We start from the raw sequence: 20,687 nt of genomic DNA on the forward strand, positions 1-20,687 counted from the left end.
AGCTGTCGATGAGTGTCTACGCGATTATCGGAGGAACCGGCCTGACCCAGCTGGAAGGGCTGACGCTGAGCGAGTCCCTGCCGATCGAAACGCCGTATGGCGCGCCGTCCGCGCCGCTCCAGCGTGGCCGCTACGCCGGGCGCGAGGTGCTGTTCCTGGCACGTCACGGTCATCCGCACCGCTTCCCGCCGCACCAGGTGAACTACCGGGCCAATCTCTGGGCGCTGAAGCAGGCGGGTGCCGAGGCGGTGATCGCGGTCAACGCGGTGGGTGGCATCCATGCGGCGATGGGAACGGGGCACCTGTGCGTGCCGCACCAGTTGATCGACTACACCTCGGGACGCGAGCACACCTATTTCGCCGGCGATATCGAGCATGTCACCCATATCGACTTCAGCCACCCCTATGACGAGCCGTTGCGCCAGCGCCTGATCGAGGCGTTGCGTGCGTTGGGGCTGGCGCACAGCAGCCATGGGGTCTACGCCTGCACCCAAGGACCGCGCCTGGAAACGGTGGCGGAAATCGCCCGGTTGGAGCGGGACGGCAACGATATCGTCGGCATGACCGGCATGCCCGAGGCGGCACTGGCCCGCGAGCTGGACCTGCCCTACGCCTGCCTGGCGCTGGTGGTCAATCCCGCGGCGGGCAAGTCGGCGGGGATCATCACCATGGCCGAAATCGAACAGGCGTTGCACGATGGCATCGGCAAGGTGCGCGAGGTGTTGGCGCGGGTCCTGGCCGGCTAGGCGGCCATCGCAACGAAAAAAAGGCCGCTATTGCGGCCTTTTTCGCTATTGCGCAGGAGGTGCGGCGTCGAAGCCGCCTTCGACGGGGGGCGCGTCCGCCGGTGCCTGCTGTTCTTCCATTTCCATGGGATTGGGGGCGGCGGGACGGGCGCCGACCGGCACCACCTTGATCAGGATGCCCAGGCTCGGATGGTCGAGATAGGTCAGTTCGCCATTCTTCAGCCGCGTGCCCTGCCTGATGTGCTGGCTGCCGGCGAGGAAACCGTCGTCGCCGAAGCGATTGACCCAGAAATCGGCCTCCATGTCGACGAAGCGCACCTGGCTGAGGGTCAGCGTACCTTCCACCGGGAAATGATGATCCTGTTCCTGGCCTTCGCTGAGGGCGATCTTCGCCGGGGTCTCGCCGATGTCCTGGCGCCAGGCCTTGTGCAGCAGCACGGTGTAGCCGTTGTCCTGGCTGAGCTTGGCGAGCTGGTTGTCGAGCGCGGTGGCGCGCAGGGCGTCGCTGGCCAGCGGCTGTGCGCCGGTGGCCCAGTCGTCCGGGGCCGGCTGGCTGGACGGCACGGCATCGCCGGCCTGGCGGAACACCACCAGTTCCACCTGGTAGGGACCGCCGGCGAATGCCGCGGGGGCGGCCAGTGAGAGCAGCAGGGCAAGGCAACGGAACAAGCGCATAGGCTAATCCTTAGGTGGTTTGCGGTGTCAGGCGCTCGAACAGCGCCTCCAGGGTATTGAAGCGTTCTTCCGGTCGTTCCATGGGCACCTGGAAGCGGAACAGGGTTGCGCCTTCGAACTTGTAGCGGTTCGGTTGGCCCTGGATCAGCTTGATCAATACCAGCGGGTCGACCTGGGTATCGGCGGCAAATTCTATACGACCGCCCTGCGGTCCGGCATCGACCTTGAGTATTCCAAGTTTTTCCGCCTGCAGTTTCAGAAGGGTCAGGCGCATCAGGTTCTTCGCCGGATCGGGCAGGAGCCCGAAGCGGTCGATCATCTCCACCTGCAACTCGCGCAAACCTTCCTCGTCAGGGGCGTTGGCGATGCGCTTGTAGAGGATCAGCCGGGCATGCACGTCGGGCAGGTAATCCTCGGGGATCAGCGCAGGCACCCGCAGGTTGACCTCCGGCCCGCCGCCCAGTGGCTGCTCGAGGTTCGGTTGCTCGCCCTTGCGGATGGCCTTCACCGCCCGTTCGAGCATTTCCATGTAGAGGGTGAAGCCGACCGCCTGGATCTGCCCGCTCTGGCCGTCGCCGAGCAACTCGCCGGCGCCGCGGATCTCCAGGTCGTGGGTGGCGAGGACGAAGCCGGCGCCCAGGTCCTGGGCGTTGGCGATGGCTTCCAGGCGTTTCTCGGCGTCCGGGGTCATCTGACGGCGCGGCGGTGTCAGCAGGTAGGCGTAGGCCTGGTGGTGGCTGCGACCGACGCGGCCGCGCAACTGGTGCAACTGGGCCAGGCCGAACTTGTCGGCGCGCTCGATGAGGATGGTGTTGGCGCTGGGCACGTCGATGCCGGTCTCGATGATGGTCGAGGCCACCAGCACGTTGAAGCGCTTGTGGTAGAAGTCGCTCATCACCTGTTCCAGCTCGCGCTCGTGCATCTGTCCGTGGCCGATGCCGATGCGCGCCTCCGGGACCAGTTCGGCGAGGTCGCGGGCGCACTTCTCGATGGTCTTCACTTCGTTGTGCAGGTAGTACACCTGGCCGCCGCGCAGCAGTTCGCGGAGCAGCGCTTCCTTGATTACCGCGTTCTGCTGCTCCATGACGAAGGTGCGCACCGACAGGCGGCGCGCCGGCGGCGTGGCGATGATGGACAGGTCGCGCATGCCGGAGACGGCCATGTTCAGGGTCCGCGGGATCGGCGTGGCGGTGAGGGTGAGGATGTCCACTTCGCTGCGCAGGGCCTTGAGCTGCTCCTTCTGGCGCACCCCGAAGCGGTGTTCCTCGTCGATCACGACCAACCCCAGGTTGGCGAACTTCACGTCTTCCTGGAGCAGCTTGTGGGTCCCGATGAGGATGTCGATCTTGCCTTCGGCCAGTAGCCGTGCAGCGTTCTCGACTTCCTTGGCGCTCTTGAAGCGGCTCATCACCTCGACGCTCACCGGCCAGTCGGCGAAGCGGTCGCGGAAGCTGTTGTAGTGCTGCTGGGCGAGCAGGGTGGTGGGCACCAGCACCGCCACCTGCTTGCCGCTATGCACGGCGACGAACGCCGCGCGCATCGCCACTTCGGTCTTGCCGAAGCCGACGTCGCCGCAGACCAGGCGGTCCATTGGCCTGGGCGCGAGCATATCGGCGACCACTGCCTCGATGGCGCTTTGCTGGTCCGGCGTCTCCTCGAACGGGAAGCCGGCCGAGAAGGTCGCGTAGTCGGCCTGCGGATCCTTGAACGCGAAGCCTTCGCGGGCGGCGCGGCGGGCGTAGATGTCGAGCAGCTCGGCGGCGACGTCGCGGACCTGCTCGGCGGCCTTGCGCTTGGCCTTCTGCCAGGTTTCCGAGCCGAGCCGGTGCAACGGCGCCAGGGCGTCGTCGGCGCCGGTGTAGCGGGCGATCAGGTGCAGGTTGGCGACCGGCACGTAGAGCTTGGCGTCCTCGGCGTATTGCAGCATGAGGAATTCCGCCTGCTGGTTGTCCACCTCGAGGGTGATCAGGCCCAGGTAGCGGCCGACGCCATGGTCGATGTGCACCACCGGCGCGCCTTCGCGCAGCTCGGTGAGGTTCTTGATCACCGCGTCGCCGCCGTCGCGGGTCTTTTCCCGGCGCCGGCGCTGCATGACGCGCTGGCCGAACAGCGGGCTTTCGGCGACCAGGGCGAGGGCCGGATGGTCCAGCAGCAGGCCCTCGTCCAGCGGCGCGATGCTGATCGCCAGGCGTGCCTGGCTGGCGAGGAAGGCCGGCCAGCCGTCGACTTCCTCGGGGCGCAGCTTCAGTCGGGCCAGCAGCTCCAGCAGGACTTCCCGGCGTCCGGCCGATTCGGCGCAGAACAGTACGCGGCCGGGGAACTCCTCGATGAACCGGCACAGCGCGGCCAGCGGCTCGGCGGCCTTGGCTTCGATCGCCAGGTTCGGCAGCGGCAGGGCCGGGAAGCGCTCGCGCCCGACGCCCGGCTCGACGTCCTCCTGGCTGGCGACCACCCGTGGCCAGTTCTTCAGCCGGGCGAAGCAGTCTTCCACCGGAAGGAACACTTCCGCCGGCGGCAGCAATGGCCGTTCCGGATCGACCCGGCGGTCCTCGTAGCGGCTGCGTACGTCATTCCAGAACTGCTCCGCGGCCTGTTCGATGCCGGGCAGGGAGAACACCTGGGTGTCTTGCGGCAGGTAGTCGAAGAGGGTCGCGGTTTCCTCGAAGAACAGCGGCAGGTAGTACTCGATTCCCGAGGGTGTCAAACCGCTGGCGAGGTCCTGGTAGATCGGGCAGCGCCGGTAGTCGACGTCGAAGCGCTCGCGGAAGCGGCCGCGGAAGCCGGTGACCGCTTCCTTGTTCAGGGGGAATTCGCGTGCCGGCAGCAGGCGGATCGACTCGACCTTGTCGATGGAGCGCTGGGTCTCCGGGTCGAAGGTGCGCAGGGTCTCGATCTCGTCGTCGAACAGGTCGATACGGAAGGGCAACTCGCTGCCCATCGGGAACAGGTCGATCAGCGCGCCGCGGACGGCGAACTCGCCGTGCTCGTAGACCGTGTCGACGCAGCGGTAGCCGGCGCCTTCCAGGCGCAGACGCATCCGCTCGACGTCGAGTTTCTGGCCGACGTCGAGGACCAGGCTGCTGCCGAGCAGGAAGCGGGTCGGCGCCAGGCGGTGCAAGGCGGTGGAGATCGGCACCACCAGCACGCCGTGCTTGAGCTGCGGCAACTGGTAGAGGGCGGCGATGCGCTGGGAAATGATGTCCTGGTGCGGCGAAAAGACGTCGTAGGGCAGGGTTTCCCAATCGGGGAAATGCAATACCGGCAGGTCGGGGGCGAAGAACCGCAGTTCCTGTTCCAGGCGTTCGGCATTCTGGCTGTCGGCGGTCAGCAGCAGGGTGAAGCGCTTGGCGGAACTGGCGGCCTCGGCGACAGCCAGGCTCAGCGCGGCACCGGGGAGGTTGCCCCAGTGTTGCTTGCCGGCGCTGGCCGGCAGGCTGGGAAGACGCAGTACGGACACGGGCAAGCTGGGCTCCGGTCGGGAATTTGACCCGCCGGATTGTAACTTTCCCGACTGCTGGATGTCAGTCTTCCGACTGCTGCAGATTGCCGAGCCTGGCCGGCGCGGTCATAATGTAGCCCCTTTTTTCATCCCCTACATGTGGAAGGTATTGCCCGTGACTCAGAAGCCCGACCAGTGTCTCGGTGAATGGATCGATCGTGAAGCCATCGCGGAAGCCATGATCCCGCTGATTGGCCAGCTCTACCGCAATAACAATGTGGTGACCTCGATCCATGGCCGTGGTCTGATCAACCGCTCGGTGATCGCGATCATGAAGGCGCATCGTTTCGCCCGTCATCGCATGGCTGATGACGCCGAGCTGTCGGTTCACGAGACGTTCCCGATCCTCAAGGCGATGAGCGAGCTCAAGCTGGGCGCCGCTTCCGTCGATCTGGGCAAGATGGTCGCCAAGTTCAAGGCAGAAGGTAACGGCCGCAGCATCGAGGACTTCGTCAAGGCCGAGCTGGCCGAGGTGGTCGGCAAGCAGAACGGCGATGCCCGCGAAGGCACCGACGTCGTGCTCTACGGCTTCGGCCGCATCGGCCGCCTGCTGGCGCGCATCCTGATCGAGAAGACCGGCGGCGGCGACGGCCTGCGCCTGCGCGCGATCGTCGTGCGCAAGGGTGCCGAGAACGACCTGGTCAAGCGGGCCAGCCTGCTGCGTCGGGACTCGGTGCACGGTCCGTTCGACGGCACCATCACCATCGACGAACAAAACAACACGCTGACCGCCAACGGCAACCTGATCCAGGTGATCTACTCCAACGATCCGGCGTCGATCGACTACACCCAGTACGGCATCAAGAACGCCCTGCTGGTCGACAACACCGGCAAGTGGCGCGACGCCGAAGGCCTCGGCCAGCACCTGAAGTGCCCGGGGATCGATCGCGTGGTCCTTACCGCTCCGGGCAAGGGTGCGCTGAAGAACATCGTGCACGGTATCAACCACACCGACATCGGCGCCGACGACAAGATCATCTCGGCCGCCTCCTGCACCACCAACGCCATCGTGCCGGTGCTGAAGGCCGTCAACGACCAGTACGGCATCGTCAACGGTCACGTCGAGACCGTTCACTCGTACACCAACGACCAGAACCTGATCGACAACTTCCACAAGGGCAGTCGTCGTGGCCGCAGCGCGCCGCTGAACATGGTGATCACCGAGACCGGTGCCGCCACCGCCGCGGCCAAGGCCCTGCCGGTGCTGAAAGGCAAGCTGACCGGCAATGCGATCCGTGTGCCGACGCCGAACGTGTCCATGGCGATCCTCAACCTGAACCTGGAAAAGGCCACCACCCGCGAAGAGATCAACGAGTACCTGCGCCAGATGGCCATGCACTCGGACCTGCAGAAGCAGATCGACTTCGTCAGCTCCCAGGAAGTGGTTTCCACCGACTTCGTCGGTTCGCGCCATGCCGGCGTGGTGGACGCCGAGGCGACCATCTGCAACGACAACCGTGTCGTCCTGTACGTGTGGTACGACAACGAGTTCGGCTACAGCTGCCAGGTAGTGCGCGTGATGGAAGACATGGCTGGGGTCAACCCGCCGGCCTTCCCGCGTTGATGCGCAAGGCGTAGAGGAAAACGGGAGCTCTCGGGCTCCCGTTTTTCATTTCTGTGGATAACCAGAACAAGAAACTACTCACTTCGATTTAGGGTTTTTCAATGGATGGTCAACATCTGCACCAGGGCGAGCTGAAGCGTGGCCTGAAGAATCGCCACATCCAGTTGATCGCGCTGGGCGGGGCGATCGGCACCGGGCTGTTCCTCGGCTCGGCGGGCGTCATCAAGACGGCCGGCCCGTCGATGATCCTCGGTTACGCCATTGGCGGCTTCATCGCCTTCCTGATCATGCGCCAGCTCGGCGAGATGATCGTCGAGGAGCCGGTGGCCGGCTCCTTCAGTCACTTCGCACACAAGTACTGGGGCGGATTCGCCGGTTTCCTTTCCGGCTGGAACTACTGGGTGCTGTACATCCTGGTGGGCATGTCGGAGCTGACCGCGGTGGGCAAGTACATCCAGTATTGGTGGCCGGACGTGCCGACCTGGGCGACGGCGGCGGCGTTCTTCGTGCTGATCAACGCGATCAACCTGGCCAACGTGAAAGCCTTCGGCGAGACCGAGTTCTGGTTCGCGATCATCAAGGTAGCGGCGATCGTCGGCATGATCCTGCTCGGTATCTACCTGCTGGTCGGCGGCGGTGGCGGACCGCAAGCCTCGGTGAGCAACCTGTGGGACCGCGGCGGCTTCTTCCCCAACGGTCTCAGCGGCCTGGTGATGACCCTGGCGATCATCATGTTCTCCTTCGGGGGGCTGGAGTTGGTGGGTATCACCGCCGCCGAGGCGTCCGAGCCGCGGAAGGTGATCCCGAAGGCGATCAACCAGGTGATCTACCGGATCCTGATCTTCTATATCGGCGCCCTGGCGGTGCTGCTCTCGCTGTATCCATGGGACCAGTTGGTGGAGACCATCAACGCTTCCGGCGACGACTACAGCGGCAGCCCGTTCGTGCAGATCTTCTCGTTGATCGGCAGCGGCACCGCGGCCAACATCCTCAACTTCGTAGTACTCACCGCGGCATTGTCGGTCTACAACAGCGGCGTCTACTGCAACAGCCGGATGCTCTACGGCCTGGCCGCCCAGGGTGACGCGCCGAAGGTGCTGATGTCGGTGGACCGCCGGGGCGTGCCGGTGCTGTCGATCCTGGTCTCGGCGCTGATCACCTTCCTCTGCGTGATCGTCAACTACGTATTGCCGCACAAGGCGCTGGAGCTGCTGATGTCGCTGGTGGTGGCGGCGCTGGTGATCAACTGGGCGATGATCAGCCTGTCGCACCTGAAGTTCCGCGCGGCGATGAAGCGCCAGGGCGTGGACACCTTCTTCAAGGCGCTCTGGTCGCCGTTCAGCAACTACCTGTGCCTGGCCTTCGTGTTGTTCATCCTTGGCATCATGCTGATGATCCCCGGGATCAACATCTCGGTGTACGCCATTCCATTCTGGCTGCTGCTGATGTGGTTGTGCTACCGGGTCAAGCTGTCGCTGGCGGAAAGGCGCGGGCTCGGCCAGCAGGCCTGAGCCTGCGGGTGGCGCAGGACGGGAGCTTCGGCTCCCGTTTTTCATTTCGCACGGGCATATTTTTCTGTCGTTTTCTGTTACGCGTTTCAAGACCCGGTGTGCGGCTTGGGTGGCTCCCGGGGAGGTGGCTCTTTATAATCCCGTGGTTACCTTGCGGGGCCATTCATCAATCGTGCCAATTCAGTACGTTGCGCGCGATGATGGTCATTTTCTGACTTGGGCCTCGTCTTTTCTGTCCACGACCACTAGGCACTAGACATGATCAAGATAAAACGTGGCCTGGACCTGCCCATCAGCGGCGCCCCCGAACAGCGCATCGAGGCAGCACGCCCGGTACGCAGCGTGGCGTTGATCGGTTTCGACTACCACGGCATGAAGCCGACCATGGCGGTGCAGGTAGGCGACCGGGTGAAGCTGGGGCAGGTGCTGTTCACCGACAAGAAGAATCCCTCCGTCAGCTATACCGCACCCGGCGCCGGTGTGGTCAGTGCCATCCATCGTGGCGAGAAGCGCGTCCTGCAATCGGTGGTCATCGATCTCGACGGCGACGAGCAACTGGAGTTCGCCCGTTATCCCGCTGACAAACTCGCCACGCTGAGCGCCGAGCAGGTCCGCGACAACCTGTTGCAGTCGGGCCTGTGGACCGCGCTGCGGACCCGGCCGTTCAGCAAGGTGCCCGATCCCGAGTCCAGCCCCAGTTCGATTTTCGTCACTGCCATCGATACCCAGCCGCTGGCCGCCGATCCGCAGGTGGTTATCGCGGAGCAGGGCGAGGCCTTCCAGGCCGGGCTGACGGTGCTCGGGCGCCTGGCCCGGGTGTTCCTGTGCAAGGCGGAAGGCGTTTCGCTACCCGGCGAGGCGCTCTCCGGCGTGACCGCGCAAGCATTCTCCGGTCCGCATCCGGCGGGCCTGCCCGGCACCCATATCCACTTCCTTGACCCGGTGGGTGCCGGCAAGAGCGTGTGGAACCTGAACTACCAGGACGTGATCGCCATCGGCAAGCTGTTCACGACCGGGCAATTGTGGACCGAGCGGGTGATCGCCCTGGCCGGTCCGGTGGTGGAAAAGCCGCGTCTGGTGCGCACCCGCTTGGGCGCCAACCTCGACGAACTGGCCGCCGGCCAGTTGCAGCCGGGCAACAACCGGCTGATCTCCGGCTCCGTGCTGGGCGGTCGCACCGCCCATGGCGCCTACGCCTACCTGGGGCGCTACCACCTGCAGTTGTCCTGTCTCAAGGAGGGCGACCAGCGCGAGTTCCTCCACTACCTGCGCGCCGGGGTGGAAAAGCATTCGCTGCTCAACGTGTTCGTCTCCAGGCTGCTCGGCGGCAAGCGCTTCGCCTTCACCACCAGCACCAACGGCAGCCCACGGGCGATGGTGCCGGTAGGTAACTACGAGGCGGTGATGCCGCTGGATATCCTGCCGACTCAATTGCTGCGCTACCTGATCGTCGGCGACACGGAAATGGCCCAGAAGCTCGGCGCCCTGGAACTCGACGAAGAGGACCTGGCGCTGTGCAGCTACGTCTGCGCCGGCAAGTACGAATACGGCCCGATTCTGCGGGACAATCTGGCACGCATCGAGCAGGAGGGCTGAGCCATGGGTTTGCGTAACCTGCTCGACAAGGTCGAGCATCATTTCGAGAAGGGCGGGCGCTACGAGAAGTGGTACCCGCTGTACGAAGCCGTGGACACCTTCCTCTATCGTCCGGGCAGCGTCACCCGCACCACTGCACACGTGCGCGACGGCATCGACCTGAAGCGCATGATGATCATCGTCTGGCTGTGCACCTTCCCGGCGATGTTCTTTGGCATGTACAACGTCGGCCACCAGGCCAACCTGATCTTCGCCCAGAGCCCCGATCTGTTGAGCGCCCAGGATGGCTGGCGCTTCGCCCTGATCGGCGCGCTGGCCGGGTTCGACCCGAACAGCCTGTGGGATTGCCTGGTCCAGGGCGCCGCGTACTTCCTGCCGGTGTACCTGACCACCTTCATCGTCGGCGGTTTCTGGGAGGTGCTGTTCGCCAGCATCCGCCGCCACGAGGTCAACGAAGGCTTCTTCGTCACCTCGGTGCTGTTCGCCCTGACCCTGCCGCCGTCCGTCCCGTTGTGGCAGGTAGCCCTGGGGATCAGCTTCGGCGTGGTGCTGGGCAAGGAAGTGTTCGGCGGCACCGGGAAGAACTTCCTCAATCCGGCACTGGTCGGCCGGGCCTTCCTGTTCTTCGCCTACCCGGCGCAGATGTCCGGCGACGCGGTATGGACCTCGGTGGACGGCTTCGCCGGCGCCACCTCGCTGAGCCTGGCCGCCGCCGGCGGCGTGGACAACATCCTCGGCCACGGCTTGACCTGGATGGATGCCTTCCTCGGCCACATGCAGGGTTCGATGGGCGAGACCAGCACCCTGGCGATCTTCATCGGCGGCGCCGTGCTGCTGCTGACCCGCATCGCCTCCTGGCGCATCGTCGCCGGGGTGATGCTGGGGATGGTCGCCATGAGCTACCTGTTCAACGCCATCGGATCGGCCAGCAACCCGATGTTCGCCATGCCCTGGTATTGGCACCTGGTCACCGGCGGCTTCGCCTTCGGCATGATCTTCATGGCCACCGACCCGGTCTCGGCGTCCATGACCGATACCGGCAAGTGGCTGTTCGGCGCTCTGATCGGAGTGATGGTCATGCTGATCCGGGTGGTCAACCCGGCGTTCCCGGAAGGCATGATGCTGGCGATCCTGTTCGCCAACCTGTTCGCACCGCTGATCGACCATTTCGTCGTTCAGGCCAACATCAAGCGGAGGCTGGCGCGCAATGGCTAATCAAGAATCCACCACCCGCACACTGCTGGTAGCCCTGGTGGTGTGCCTGGTCAGCTCGGTGTTCGTCGCCGGCGCGGCGGTGGCGCTGAAGCCGACCCAGGCGGAAAACCGCCTGCTCGACAAGCAGCGCAGCATCCTCGCCATCGCTGGTCTCGGCGAGCCGGGCATGTCCGGCAAAGAGGTCAAGGCGCTGTTCGACAGTCGCATCACCGCCAAGGTGGTCGATCTGCAGAGCGGCACCTTCAGCGATGCCCAGGACCCGCTCGGCTACGACCCGCTGAAAGCGGCCAAGGACCCGGCGCTGTCGGATGCGCTGCCCGCCGCCGAGGACATCGCCTCGATCAAGCGCCGCGAGCGCTATACCACGGTCTACCTGGTGGAGACCGACGGCAAGCTCGACACCCTGATCCTGCCGGTGCGCGGCTACGGTCTGTGGTCGACCCTCTACGGCTTCCTGGCGCTCAAGGGCGACCTCAACACGGTCGCCGGCTTCGGCTTCTACCAGCATGGCGAGACCCCCGGTCTCGGCGGCGAGGTCGACAATCCGAAATGGAAGGCGCTGTGGGTCGGCAAGACCCTCTACGACGCCCAGGGCGATCTTGCCGTACAGATCATCAAGGGCTCGGTGGACCCGCAATCGGCGAAGGCGACCCACCAGGTCGACGGCCTGGCCGGCGCCACCCTGACCAGCAAGGGTGTCGACAACCTGCTGCATTTCTGGCTCGGCAAGGACGGTTTCGACGCCTTCCTCGCCAATCTGCGCAAAGGGGAGGCGTGATGGCTGCTCAACCCACGATCCGCGAAGTCCTGTTCAATCCGGTCTTCCAGAACAATCCGATCGGCCTGCAGATCCTCGGGATCTGCTCGGCGCTGGCGGTAACCTCGAACCTGAAGACCGCTACCGTCATGGCCATCGCCCTGACCCTGGTGACCGGCTTCTCCAACCTGTTCATCTCGATGATCCGCCGGCAGATTCCCAGCTCGATCCGGATGATCGTGCAGATGGTGATCATCGCCTCGCTGGTGATCGTCGTCGACCAGGTGCTCAAGGCCTATGCCTATAGCCTGAGCAAGCAGCTCTCGGTGTTCGTCGGGCTGATCATCACCAACTGCATCGTGATGGGCCGCGCCGAAGCCTTCGCCATGGCCAACCCGCCGCTCGTGTCGTTCTTCGACGGCATCGGCAACGGTCTCGGCTACAGCGCCATGCTGCTGGTGCTCGGCTTCGTCCGCGAGCTGTTCGGCGCCGGCAAGCTCTACGGCATCAGCGTGTTGCCGACGGTCAACGATGGCGGCTGGTACCAGCCGAACGGCCTGCTCCTGCTGCCGCCTTCGGCGTTCTTCCTGATCGGCCTGATCATCTGGGCCCTGCGGACCTGGAAGAAAGACCAGGTCGAGGCCCCGACCTACAAGATGGCCCCGCAGGTATCCAGCAAGGAGGCTTACTGATGGAGCACTACATCAGCCTGTTCGTGAAGGCCGTGTTCGTCGAGAACATGGCGCTGGCGTTCTTCCTCGGCATGTGTACCTTCATCGCCATCTCGAAGAAGGTGGAGACCGCCATCGGCCTGGGTATCGCGGTGATCGTGGTGCAGACCATCACCGTGCCGGCCAACAACCTGATCTACACCTACCTGCTCAAGGACGGCGCGCTGGCCTGGGCCGGGCTGCCCGAGGTGGACCTGAGCTTCCTCGGCCTGCTCAGCTACATCGGGGTGATCGCCGCCATCGTGCAGATCCTCGAGATGCTCCTCGACAAGTACGTACCCAGCCTCTACAACGCGTTGGGCGTGTTCCTGCCGCTGATCACGGTGAACTGCGCGATCATGGCCGGCTCGCTGTTCATGGTCGAGCGCGACTACAACCTTGCCGAGAGCACGGTGTACGGCGTCGGCTCGGGCTTTTCCTGGGCGCTGGCGATCGCCGCGCTGGCGGGTATCCGCGAGAAGCTCAAGTACAGCGACGTCCCCGAGGGCCTGCAGGGCCTGGGGATTACCTTCATCACCATCGGCCTGATGTCGTTGGGCTTCATGTCGTTCTCCGGCGTGCAGTTGTAAGGAGAGGCCCGTGATCGGATTCGAGATTTTCCTGGCCATCGGCATGTTCACCGCCATCGTCCTGGGCCTGGTGGCGATCATCCTGGTCGCCCGCGCCAAGCTGGTGTCGAGTGGCGACGTGACCATCCAGATCAACGGCGAGCACAGCCTGACCGTGCCGGCCGGCGGCAAGCTGCTGCAAACCCTGGCGGCGAACAACGTGTTCCTGTCTTCCGCCTGCGGCGGCGGCGGCACCTGCGCGCAGTGCAAATGCGTGGTGGTCGAGGGCGGCGGCGAGATGCTGCCCACCGAGGAGTCGCACTTCACCCGGCGCCAGGCGAAGGAAGGCTGGCGCCTGTCGTGCCAGACGCCGGTCAAGCAGGATATGCAGATCCGCGTGCCTGAAGAGGTCTTCGGGGTGAAGAAATGGGAGTGCACGGTGGAGTCCAACCCCAACGTCGCCACCTTCATCAAGGAACTCACCCTGCGCCTGCCGGACGGCGAGAGCGTGGACTTTCGTGCCGGCGGCTACGTGCAGCTGGAATGCCCGCCGCACGTGGTCGAGTACAAGGACTTCGATATCCAGTCGGAATATCGCGGCGACTGGGACAAGTTCAACATGTGGCGCTACGTGTCGAAGGTCGACGAGACGGTGATCCGCGCCTACTCGATGGCCAACTACCCGGAAGAGAAGGGCGTGGTCAAGTTCAACATCCGCATCGCCTCGCCACCGCCAGGCAGCGACCTGCCGCCGGGGCAGATGTCGTCCTGGGTGTTCAACCTCAAGCCGGGCGACAAGGTCACCGTGTACGGGCCGTTCGGCGAGTTCTTCGCCAAGGACACCGAGGCCGAGATGGTCTTCATCGGCGGCGGCGCCGGCATGGCGCCGATGCGTTCGCACATCTTCGACCAGTTGCGCCGGCTCAAGTCGAACCGCAAGATCAGCTTCTGGTACGGCGCGCGCTCGCTGCGCGAGGCCTTCTATACCGAGGAGTACGACCAGCTGCAGGCGGAGAACCCCAACTTCCAGTGGCACCTGGCGCTGTCCGACCCGCAGCCGGAGGACAACTGGACCGGCCTGACCGGTTTCATCCACAACGTGCTGTTCGAGAACTACCTGAAGGACCACCCGGCGCCCGAGGACTGCGAGTTCTACATGTGCGGCCCGCCGATGATGAATGCCGCGGTGATCAAGATGCTCACCGACCTGGGCGTGGAGCGCGAGAATATCCTGCTGGACGATTTCGGTGGCTGAGCGTTTCCGTCCGCTTGCCATGGCCGGACTGGCAGCGCTGGCGCTGGTCCTGGCCGGTTGCGGCGACACCCTGGAAAGCTTCGGCGGCCCGACCATGGGCAGCACCTATTCGATCAAGTACGTGCGCGGCGCCTCGGCGCCCGACGTCCAGACGGCGAAAGCCGCGGTGGAGGCGATCCTCGCCGAGGTCGACCGGCAGATGTCCACCTACCGCGACGATTCCCTGGTCTCGCGTTTCAATGCGCTGCCGGCGCAGTCCTGCATGGAGCTGCCGCCACCGATGCTGGAGTTGCTGCGCTACGGCGGCGAGTTGTCGGAACAGAGCCAGGGCGCCTTCGACATGACCGTCGAGCCGCTGATGAACCTCTGGGGCTTCGGTCCGCAGGCGCGGGTGGAGAAGGTTCCCAGCGCCGAGCAGATCGCCGCGGTGCGCCGTGACGTCGGCCATCGACACCTGCGCATCGACGGCCAGCGCCTGTGCAAGGACGCCGCCGTACAGCTGGACTTCGACAGCATCGCCGCTGGCTATACGGTGGACGCGGTAGGCGAACGCCTGAAGGAGCTTGGCGTGCGCAGCTACCTGGCGGAAATCACCGGCGAGTTGAAAGCCGAAGGGCGCAAGCCGGACGGCACGCCCTGGCGCATCGCTATCGAAGCGCCGCGCGAGGGCCAGCGGGTCGCCCAGCAGGTACTGGCGCTGGACGGCTACGGCGTCTCGACCTCGGGCGATTACCGCAACTATTTCGAAGAGAACGGCCAGCGCTATTCGCACACCTTCGACCCGCGCACCGGCGCGCCGATCGACCATCACCTGGCTTCGGTCACGGTGATCGATCCGTCGACGCGCAACGCCGACGGCCTGTCGACCCTGCTGATGGTGCTCGGTCCGGAGGAGGGCTACCGTTTCGCCGAGAAGCACCGACTGGCGGCGCTGTTCGTCAGTCGCCAGGGCAACGGTTTCGACAGCCGCACCACGCCACGCTACGAGCAACTGTTCGGCAACCAAGGAGAACGTCCATGACCTGGCTACTGGTCTTCGTCATCATGCTGCTGGTGGTCTTCGGCATGTCCATCGGCGTCATCATGGGCCGCAAGCCGATCGCCGGTTCCTGCGGCGGCATCGCCAACCTGGGGATCGAGAAGGAATGCTCGATCTGCGGCGGCGACCGGCAGAAATGCGAGGAAGCCAACCGCGACGAATCTGTAGTGCCCGGAAAACTCGCCTACGACGCGACCAAACGCTAATGTGCGACATTTCGCACAGGGCGTAACATATGCCCGCCTCGAGGTCGGACCGAGCCTTGCCCGGCGAATGCCGTCGTTCGCACCGACCCGATGATCGAATCGATCCGCCGCGCACATGTTGTGCAGCGGCTTTGCCGGAGGCGCCAGTGGGCGCCTCGGCCTGTTCTGAGGAGTACGCATGGCTGTCTACAACTACGACGTGGTGATTTTGGGCACGGGTCCGGCGGGCGAAGGGGCGGCGATGAACGCCTCCAAGTACGGACGCAAGCTGGCGGTAGTCGACAGCCGTCGCGTGGTCGGAGGCAACTGCACGCACCTCGGCACCATTCCTTCCAAGGCCCTGCGCCACTCGGTGAAGCAGATCATCGAGTTCAACACCAACCCGATGTTCCGCCAGATCGGCGAGCCGCGCTGGTTCTCCTTCCCCGACGTGCTGAAGAGCGCCGACCGGGTGATCTCCAAGCAGGTCGCTTCGCGTACCGGCTACTACGCGCGCAATCGCATCGACATGTTCACCGGCACCGCCAGCTTCGTCGACGAACGCACCGTCGAAGTGGTGACGCCGAGCGGCGCGGTGGAGCGCCTGGTCGCCGACCAGTTCGTGATCGCCACCGGCTCGCGCCCGTATCGTCCTTCGGACATCAATTTCAACCACCCGCGGGTCTACGACAGCGACACCATCCTGTCCCTGAGCCACACCCCGCGCCGGCTGATCATCTACGGAGCCGGGGTGATCGGCTGCGAATACGCGTCGATCTTCAGCGGCCTGGGCGTGCTGGTGGACCTGATCGATACGCGCGACCAGTTGCTCAGCTTCCTCGATGACGAGATTTCCGATGCGCTGAGCTACCACCTGCGCAACAACAACGTGCTGATCCGCCACAACGAGGAGTACGAGCGCGTCGAGGGGCTGGACAACGGTGTCATCCTGCACCTGAAGTCGGGCAAGAAGATCAAGGCGGACGCGCTGCTCTGGTGCAACGGCCGGACCGGCAACACCGACAAGCTCGGCCTGGAGAACGTCGGCATCAAGGTCAACAGCCGTGGCCAGATCGAGGTGGACGAGAACTACCGCACTTCGGTGAGCAACATCTTCGCCGCTGGCGACGTGATCGGCTGGCCGAGCCTGGCCAGCGCTGCCTACGACCAGGGCCGCTCGGCCGCCGGCAACATCGTCGAGAGCGACAGCTGGCGCTTCGTCAACGATGTGCCGACCGGCATCTACACCATTCCGGAGATCAGCTCGATCGGCAAGAACGAAAGCGAACTGACCGCGGCGAAGATTCCCTACGAAGTGGGCAAGGCGTTCTTCAAGGGCATGGCCCGGGCGCAGATTTCCAACGAGCCGGTGGGCATGCTGAAGATCCTGTTCCATCGCGAGACCCTGGAGATCCTCGGCGTGCACTGCTTCGGCGACCAGGCTTCGGAAATCGTCCATATCGGTCAGGCGATCATGAACCAGCCGGGCGAGCTGAATACCCTGAAGTACTTCGTCAACACCACCTTCAACTACCCGACCATGGCGGAAGCCTATCGGGTAGCGGCGTTCGACGGCCTCAACCGGCTTTTTTGAAGGACTCCGGCCGGCGGCCTGAGCCGGCCGGAGGGGATGTGCTCAGCGATTCCCGAGGGTGGCGCTGGCCAAACCGGGAAAGTCTGTGATCAGGCTGTCCACGCCGAAGTCGGCGAGCCGGCGCATCAGCGCCGGTTCGTTGACCGTCCACACCGAGACGTGAAGCCCCTGGCGCTGGGCCTTGAGCAGGCGTTCCGGGGTGCATAGGGTCCAGTTCAGGGCGAGCAGGGCACAGCCATAGTGCTGGGCGACCTTCAGCGGGTCGAGCCAGGCGTATTCGGCGACCAGCCCGCGCGACAGCTCTGGGGTCAGTTCGTTGAGGGCCTTGAGCACGGTCCGCGAACCGCTGGTGACGGTGACCTTGTCGCGGTTGCCGAAGCGCTCGGTCAGCTCCCTGATCCGCGTTACCGTCCGCGCCGCGCGTTCGCGCGAGGCGCTCTTCACTTCCAGCTGCCAGTGCTCGAACGGGCACTTCTCGAACAGCTCCTCCAGCCGCGGGATCGGCGTCGGCCGTACCCAGCCGGGGCCGCCCTTGCGCGCGTCGTAGGTGACCAGGGTGGCCGCGTCGTGTTCGGCGACCTTGCCGCGGCGGCCGGTGGTGCGCTTCAGGGTCGGGTCGTGGATCACCATCAGTTCGCCGTCGCGGGACAGGTGCAGGTCCAGTTCGCAACGGTTGACGCCATGCTCCAGGCAGCGCTGGAAGCTGGCCAGGGTGTTTTCCGGCGCTTCGCCCTTGGCGCCGCGATGTCCATAGATGAGAGTCACTTTGGCTCCTTGTTCGAGGGTTGCGCGGGATTCCGCGGCCGATGATGGCGAACGCTGTCGAGCACCCGGCCGCTTTCGAAATATACCGAGAAGTCGCGGTAATCCCAGCGCACGATGGGCGGCTGGCCGACCGCGGGATGTTCCTCGTCGGCCAGGCCGAAGCGTTGCAGCACGGCTTCGCGGCTTTCGCCGTGCGCGGGCAGGGCGACCCGGGTATCGCCCTGGGCGCCCAGCGGAATGCTCAGGGTGTCGGCGAACAGCGGCGGGGCGAGGAGGAGGGAGCACAGCAGTAGCGAACGGAGCATCGGCACATCTCAGGTCGAAGAAGGTTTCAGGTCGAAGAAGGTTGGCCCGGCTCGCCGAGCGGGCCCTGTCCGGCCCGTGCCAGGCGGCGCTGCTGGGCCTGCTTCTGGAGGATATGCCGGGCCAGCAACTGGCGCTGTGCGTCGCTCAACGCTTCGAACTCGGTGCCGATCTCGAATTCGTCGTCGTGTGGCTGGGCGTGGATTACCCGGGCCCGCAGTTCGAGGCCGAACCCCTGCGGCAACAGGACCATGCGCAGGACGAGCAACTGGCCGACCGGCAATGCGCGGTCGTGGCGGAAGCTGACTCCCCCCTCGGACAGGCTGACCTTGCGCGGTTCGCCGATCTCCTTGAGCAGGCTCTGCACCATGACCTGGCCAAGCAGGTCGATGCGCTTGTTCATCACCTTCAGGTAGTTGGCCAGCGTGCGGTCGCGTTCGCTGATGTGGCGCAGAAGGTGCTGCGACTCGTAATCCATCAGGTGGAGGTCGCTGAGCAGGCTGAACAGGGTGGCCCCCGGCCCGCTCTCCAGGCCGTCTTCGACGGCCCCGGCAGGGCGAAATTCCAGTGCGAGGGTATCTTCGATACGGTAGTATTCGCGGCGGTCATCCGCGTCACGAGTGGACATGGCGAACCCACGGCGGCAGTGATGGTCAGAGTGTAAGGCCGCCGGCGATGCCTCGCCACTTCGCCATCCCGACGCATCCATTTTCTGCCAGCTAAGGGCGACATGTTCAGACCCCTGTCCGTTTTCATCGGCACGCGCTATACGCGGGCCAAACGTCGCAGCCATTTCGTCTCCTTCATTTCGCTGACCTCGATGATCGGCCTGGCACTGGGCGTGCTGGTGATGATCGTGGTGCTCTCGGTGATGAACGGCTTCGATCGCGAAATGCGTACCCGCATCCTCGGCATGGTGCCGCAGGCCACCGTCGAGTCGTACCAGCCCATCGATGACTGGCGCGCCCTGGCCGAGAAGGTCAAGGCCCACGAGCATGTCACCGCGGTAGCGCCGTTCACCCAGATGCAGGGCATGCTCAGCGCCAATGGCGCGGTGCAGACGGTGATGGTCGATGCGGTCGATCCGCTGGAAGAGGCCAAGGTCTCGATCATTCCCGATTTCTTCAAGCAGGGCTCGCTGGCGGAACTCAAGGCCGGCGGCTTCGGCATCGTCATCGGCCAACTGGCGGCGCAGAAGCTCGGCGTCGGCATCGGCGACAAGGTCACCCTGATCCTCCCCGAGGTGGCGGTCACCCCGGCCGGGGTATTCCCGCGGATGAAGCGTTTCACCGTGGTCGGCACCTTCCGCGTCGGCGCCGGCGAACTGGATGGCGGCCTGTCGCTGATCCACCTGGAAGACGCCGCGCGCCTGCAGCGCTGGAAGACCAACCAGGTACAGGGGCTGCGCCTGAAGCTCGACGACCTGTTCCAGGCGCCGCGGGTGGCCTGGGAGATCGCCCGGACCCTGACCGACAATGACTTCTACGCCCGCGACTGGACGCGCAGCCACGGCAACCTGTACCAGGCCATCCGCATGGAAAAGACCATGATCGGCCTGTTGCTGCTGCTGATCGTCGCGGTCGCCGCGTTCAACATCATTTCCACCCTGGTGATGGTGGTCACCGACAAGAAGTCGGACATCGCCATCCTTCGTACCCTCGGCGCCACGCCGGGGCAGATCATGGCTACCTTCATGGTCCAGGGCACGGTGATCGGGGTGATCGGCACGCTGGTCGGCGGGGTCCTCGGGGTGGTCGCGGCGCTCAACGTCAGCGCCTGGATTTCCGCCCTGGAAAAGCTGCTGGGCCACCAGTTCCTCGCGTCCGACGTGTACTTCATCGATTACCTGCCGTCGCAACTGATGCTCGACGATGTCGTGCTGGTCTGCGGCGCGGCCCTGGTCCTCAGCTTCTTCGCCACTTTGTATCCAGCCTGGCGTGCGGCGCGCACCCAGCCTGCGGAGGCTTTGCGTTATGAATGACAAGTCGGTGCTGAGTTGCCGCAACCTGAGCAAGAGCTACGACGAGGGGCCGCAATCGGTGCAGGTGCTGTCCGGCGTCGAGTTGAACCTGCTGCCTGGGGAGCGGGTGGCTATCGTCGGCAGCTCCGGTTCGGGCAAGAGCACCTTGCTGAACATGCTCGGCGGCCTGGACACGCCCTCCGCCGGCAGCGTCTGGCTCGCCGGCGAGGAACTCTCGGCGCTGAACGAGACGGCCCGCGGGCTGCTGCGCAACCGCGCGCTGGGCTTCGTCTACCAGTTCCACCACCTGTTGCCGGAGTTCACCGCCCTGGAGAACGTCTGCATGCCGCTGTTGATCGGCCGCACGCCGATCGCGGAAGCCCGCCAGCGGGCGGCCGAGCTGCTGGAGCGGGTCGGGCTGGGTCATCGCCTGTCGCACAAGCCGGCCGAGCTGTCCGGCGGCGAGCGCCAGCGGGTGGCGATCGCCCGCGCGCTGGTCAACCGTCCGCAGCTGGTACTGCTCGACGAGCCCACCGGCAACCTTGACCAGCATACCGCCCAGGGTATCCAGGAGCTGATGCTGGAACTGAGCCGTTCGTTGCAGACCTCGTTCCTGGTGGTAACCCACGATCTCCAGCTGGCCGGGCACATGGATCGCATCCTGCGCCTGGAAGAAGGCCGACTGATCGCCGCGTAGCGGGGCGACGGCGTGCCCGCCGTCCGCTCCCGTCCGGCGAATCCCCC

Annotated in this window: 19 protein-coding genes; 14 read left to right on the forward strand and 5 right to left on the reverse strand. The window is 65.0% G+C overall.

Going from position 1 to position 20,687, the window contains the following annotated elements; translation table 11 throughout:
* The first annotated feature begins 8 nt into the window (after positions 1–8).
* On the forward strand, positions 9–746 hold the full coding sequence (locus tag ACYAF3_RS21255) for an S-methyl-5'-thioinosine phosphorylase (protein WP_003091193.1): 738 nt from the start codon (positions 9–11) through the stop codon (positions 744–746).
* Between the two features lie 45 nt (positions 747–791).
* Here ACYAF3_RS21255 and ACYAF3_RS21260 read toward each other — a convergent pair whose 3' ends face one another.
* Complete coding sequence (locus ACYAF3_RS21260; protein ID WP_015649141.1) at positions 792–1,421, reverse strand: CsiV family protein; 630 nt, start codon at positions 1,419–1,421, stop codon at positions 792–794.
* Between the two features lie 10 nt (positions 1,422–1,431).
* Positions 1,432–4,878, reverse strand: a complete 3,447-nt coding sequence (gene mfd, locus ACYAF3_RS21265) for a transcription-repair coupling factor (RefSeq protein ID WP_474727915.1) — start codon at positions 4,876–4,878, stop codon at positions 1,432–1,434.
* A 139-nt stretch (positions 4,879–5,017) separates the two neighbouring features.
* Between mfd and ACYAF3_RS21270 the strand changes: the two genes are divergently transcribed.
* From ACYAF3_RS21270 to sthA, 11 genes are all read left to right on the forward strand, one after another.
* On the forward strand, positions 5,018–6,484 hold the full coding sequence (locus tag ACYAF3_RS21270) for a glyceraldehyde-3-phosphate dehydrogenase (RefSeq protein WP_023115225.1): 1,467 nt from the start codon (positions 5,018–5,020) through the stop codon (positions 6,482–6,484).
* Positions 6,485–6,585: 101 nt separating this feature from the next.
* Positions 6,586–7,995, forward strand: coding sequence for an amino acid permease (locus ACYAF3_RS21275; protein WP_003113982.1), 1,410 nt, complete (start codon positions 6,586–6,588; stop codon positions 7,993–7,995).
* 258 nt (positions 7,996–8,253) lie between these two features.
* Entirely contained in the window at positions 8,254–9,591 is a 1,338-nt protein-coding gene (locus ACYAF3_RS21280) for a Na(+)-translocating NADH-quinone reductase subunit A (protein ID WP_003113983.1), read from the forward strand.
* A gap of 3 nt (positions 9,592–9,594) precedes the next feature.
* A complete protein-coding gene (locus tag ACYAF3_RS21285) occupies positions 9,595–10,806 on the forward strand; it encodes an NADH:ubiquinone reductase (Na(+)-transporting) subunit B (protein ID WP_003109478.1) in 1,212 nt (403 codons plus the stop codon).
* On the forward strand, positions 10,799–11,584 hold the full coding sequence (locus tag ACYAF3_RS21290) for a Na(+)-translocating NADH-quinone reductase subunit C (RefSeq protein ID WP_003105182.1): 786 nt from the start codon (positions 10,799–10,801) through the stop codon (positions 11,582–11,584). The genes ACYAF3_RS21285 and ACYAF3_RS21290 overlap by 8 nt, the downstream gene beginning before the upstream one ends.
* On the forward strand, positions 11,581–12,255 hold the full coding sequence (nqrD, locus tag ACYAF3_RS21295) for an NADH:ubiquinone reductase (Na(+)-transporting) subunit D (RefSeq protein WP_003119802.1): 675 nt from the start codon (positions 11,581–11,583) through the stop codon (positions 12,253–12,255). The genes ACYAF3_RS21290 and nqrD overlap by 4 nt, the downstream gene beginning before the upstream one ends.
* A complete protein-coding gene (gene nqrE / locus ACYAF3_RS21300) occupies positions 12,255–12,863 on the forward strand; it encodes an NADH:ubiquinone reductase (Na(+)-transporting) subunit E (protein ID WP_003091182.1) in 609 nt (202 codons plus the stop codon). The genes nqrD and nqrE overlap by 1 nt, the downstream gene beginning before the upstream one ends.
* Positions 12,864–12,873: 10 nt before the next feature.
* Positions 12,874–14,097: an NADH:ubiquinone reductase (Na(+)-transporting) subunit F gene (nqrF, locus tag ACYAF3_RS21305; RefSeq protein ID WP_003143659.1), complete on the forward strand. Its 1,224-nt coding sequence runs from the start codon at positions 12,874–12,876 to the stop codon at positions 14,095–14,097.
* A complete protein-coding gene (locus tag ACYAF3_RS21310) occupies positions 14,090–15,118 on the forward strand; it encodes an FAD:protein FMN transferase (RefSeq protein ID WP_003105187.1) in 1,029 nt (342 codons plus the stop codon). The genes nqrF and ACYAF3_RS21310 overlap by 8 nt, the downstream gene beginning before the upstream one ends.
* On the forward strand, positions 15,115–15,342 hold the full coding sequence (gene nqrM, locus ACYAF3_RS21315; RefSeq protein WP_003091178.1) for a (Na+)-NQR maturation NqrM: 228 nt from the start codon (positions 15,115–15,117) through the stop codon (positions 15,340–15,342). The genes ACYAF3_RS21310 and nqrM overlap by 4 nt, the downstream gene beginning before the upstream one ends.
* Positions 15,343–15,520: 178 nt before the next feature.
* Positions 15,521–16,915, forward strand: coding sequence for a Si-specific NAD(P)(+) transhydrogenase (gene sthA, locus ACYAF3_RS21320; protein ID WP_003091177.1), 1,395 nt, complete (start codon positions 15,521–15,523; stop codon positions 16,913–16,915).
* Positions 16,916–16,957: 42 nt separating this feature from the next.
* Here the strand turns inward: sthA and ACYAF3_RS21325 are convergent, their stop codons facing one another.
* Genes ACYAF3_RS21325 through ACYAF3_RS21335 form a run of 3 tightly spaced genes read right to left on the reverse strand, consistent with a single transcriptional unit; the run spans position 16,958 to position 18,611 of the window.
* Positions 16,958–17,680 carry a glycerophosphodiester phosphodiesterase gene (locus ACYAF3_RS21325; RefSeq protein ID WP_003105190.1) on the reverse strand — a complete coding sequence of 241 codons (723 nt, stop codon included), beginning with the start codon at positions 17,678–17,680 and terminating at the stop codon, positions 16,958–16,960.
* The gene (locus ACYAF3_RS21330) at positions 17,677–17,985 is read right to left on the reverse strand and encodes a hypothetical protein (protein ID WP_031756489.1); all 309 of its coding nucleotides are present in this window, start codon (positions 17,983–17,985) and stop codon (positions 17,677–17,679) included. The genes ACYAF3_RS21325 and ACYAF3_RS21330 overlap by 4 nt, the downstream gene beginning before the upstream one ends.
* A 26-nt stretch (positions 17,986–18,011) precedes the next feature.
* Positions 18,012–18,611 (reverse strand): PilZ domain-containing protein, encoded by a 600-nt coding sequence (locus tag ACYAF3_RS21335; RefSeq protein ID WP_003118087.1) that lies wholly within the window; start codon positions 18,609–18,611, stop codon positions 18,012–18,014.
* A gap of 102 nt (positions 18,612–18,713) precedes the next feature.
* On the opposite strand from ACYAF3_RS21335, the gene ACYAF3_RS21340 reads away from it, so the two are divergent.
* Together ACYAF3_RS21340 and lolD are read left to right on the forward strand one after the other, a co-directional pair.
* On the forward strand, positions 18,714–19,964 hold the full coding sequence (locus tag ACYAF3_RS21340) for a lipoprotein-releasing ABC transporter permease subunit (protein ID WP_003091170.1): 1,251 nt from the start codon (positions 18,714–18,716) through the stop codon (positions 19,962–19,964).
* Positions 19,957–20,640, forward strand: a complete 684-nt coding sequence (gene lolD, locus ACYAF3_RS21345; protein ID WP_003091168.1) for a lipoprotein-releasing ABC transporter ATP-binding protein LolD — start codon at positions 19,957–19,959, stop codon at positions 20,638–20,640. Before ACYAF3_RS21340 ends, lolD begins: the two co-directional genes overlap by 8 nt.
* Positions 20,641–20,687: the final 47 nt, after the last annotated feature.

This window comes from Pseudomonas sp. TZ252 (assembly GCF_056110345.1).

Bases quoted from the DNA above. Each gene is read 5' to 3' on its own strand.
- ACYAF3_RS21255 (WP_003091193.1), top strand. From the start codon at position 9: ATGAGTGTCTACGCGATTATCGGAGGAACCGGCCTGACCCAGCTGGAA.
- ACYAF3_RS21260 (WP_015649141.1), bottom strand. From the start codon at position 1,421: ATGCGCTTGTTCCGTTGCCTTGCCCTGCTGCTCTCACTGGCCGCCCCC.
- ACYAF3_RS21270 (WP_023115225.1), top strand. From the start codon at position 5,018: ATGTGGAAGGTATTGCCCGTGACTCAGAAGCCCGACCAGTGTCTCGGT.
- ACYAF3_RS21275 (WP_003113982.1), top strand. From the start codon at position 6,586: ATGGATGGTCAACATCTGCACCAGGGCGAGCTGAAGCGTGGCCTGAAG.
- ACYAF3_RS21280 (WP_003113983.1), top strand. From the start codon at position 8,254: ATGATCAAGATAAAACGTGGCCTGGACCTGCCCATCAGCGGCGCCCCC.
- ACYAF3_RS21285 (WP_003109478.1), top strand. From the start codon at position 9,595: ATGGGTTTGCGTAACCTGCTCGACAAGGTCGAGCATCATTTCGAGAAG.
- ACYAF3_RS21290 (WP_003105182.1), top strand. From the start codon at position 10,799: ATGGCTAATCAAGAATCCACCACCCGCACACTGCTGGTAGCCCTGGTG.
- nqrE (WP_003091182.1), top strand. From the start codon at position 12,255: ATGGAGCACTACATCAGCCTGTTCGTGAAGGCCGTGTTCGTCGAGAAC.
- nqrM (WP_003091178.1), top strand. From the start codon at position 15,115: ATGACCTGGCTACTGGTCTTCGTCATCATGCTGCTGGTGGTCTTCGGC.
- sthA (WP_003091177.1), top strand. From the start codon at position 15,521: ATGGCTGTCTACAACTACGACGTGGTGATTTTGGGCACGGGTCCGGCG.
- ACYAF3_RS21330 (WP_031756489.1), bottom strand. From the start codon at position 17,985: ATGCTCCGTTCGCTACTGCTGTGCTCCCTCCTCCTCGCCCCGCCGCTG.
- ACYAF3_RS21335 (WP_003118087.1), bottom strand. From the start codon at position 18,611: ATGTCCACTCGTGACGCGGATGACCGCCGCGAATACTACCGTATCGAA.
- ACYAF3_RS21340 (WP_003091170.1), top strand. From the start codon at position 18,714: ATGTTCAGACCCCTGTCCGTTTTCATCGGCACGCGCTATACGCGGGCC.
- lolD (WP_003091168.1), top strand. From the start codon at position 19,957: ATGAATGACAAGTCGGTGCTGAGTTGCCGCAACCTGAGCAAGAGCTAC.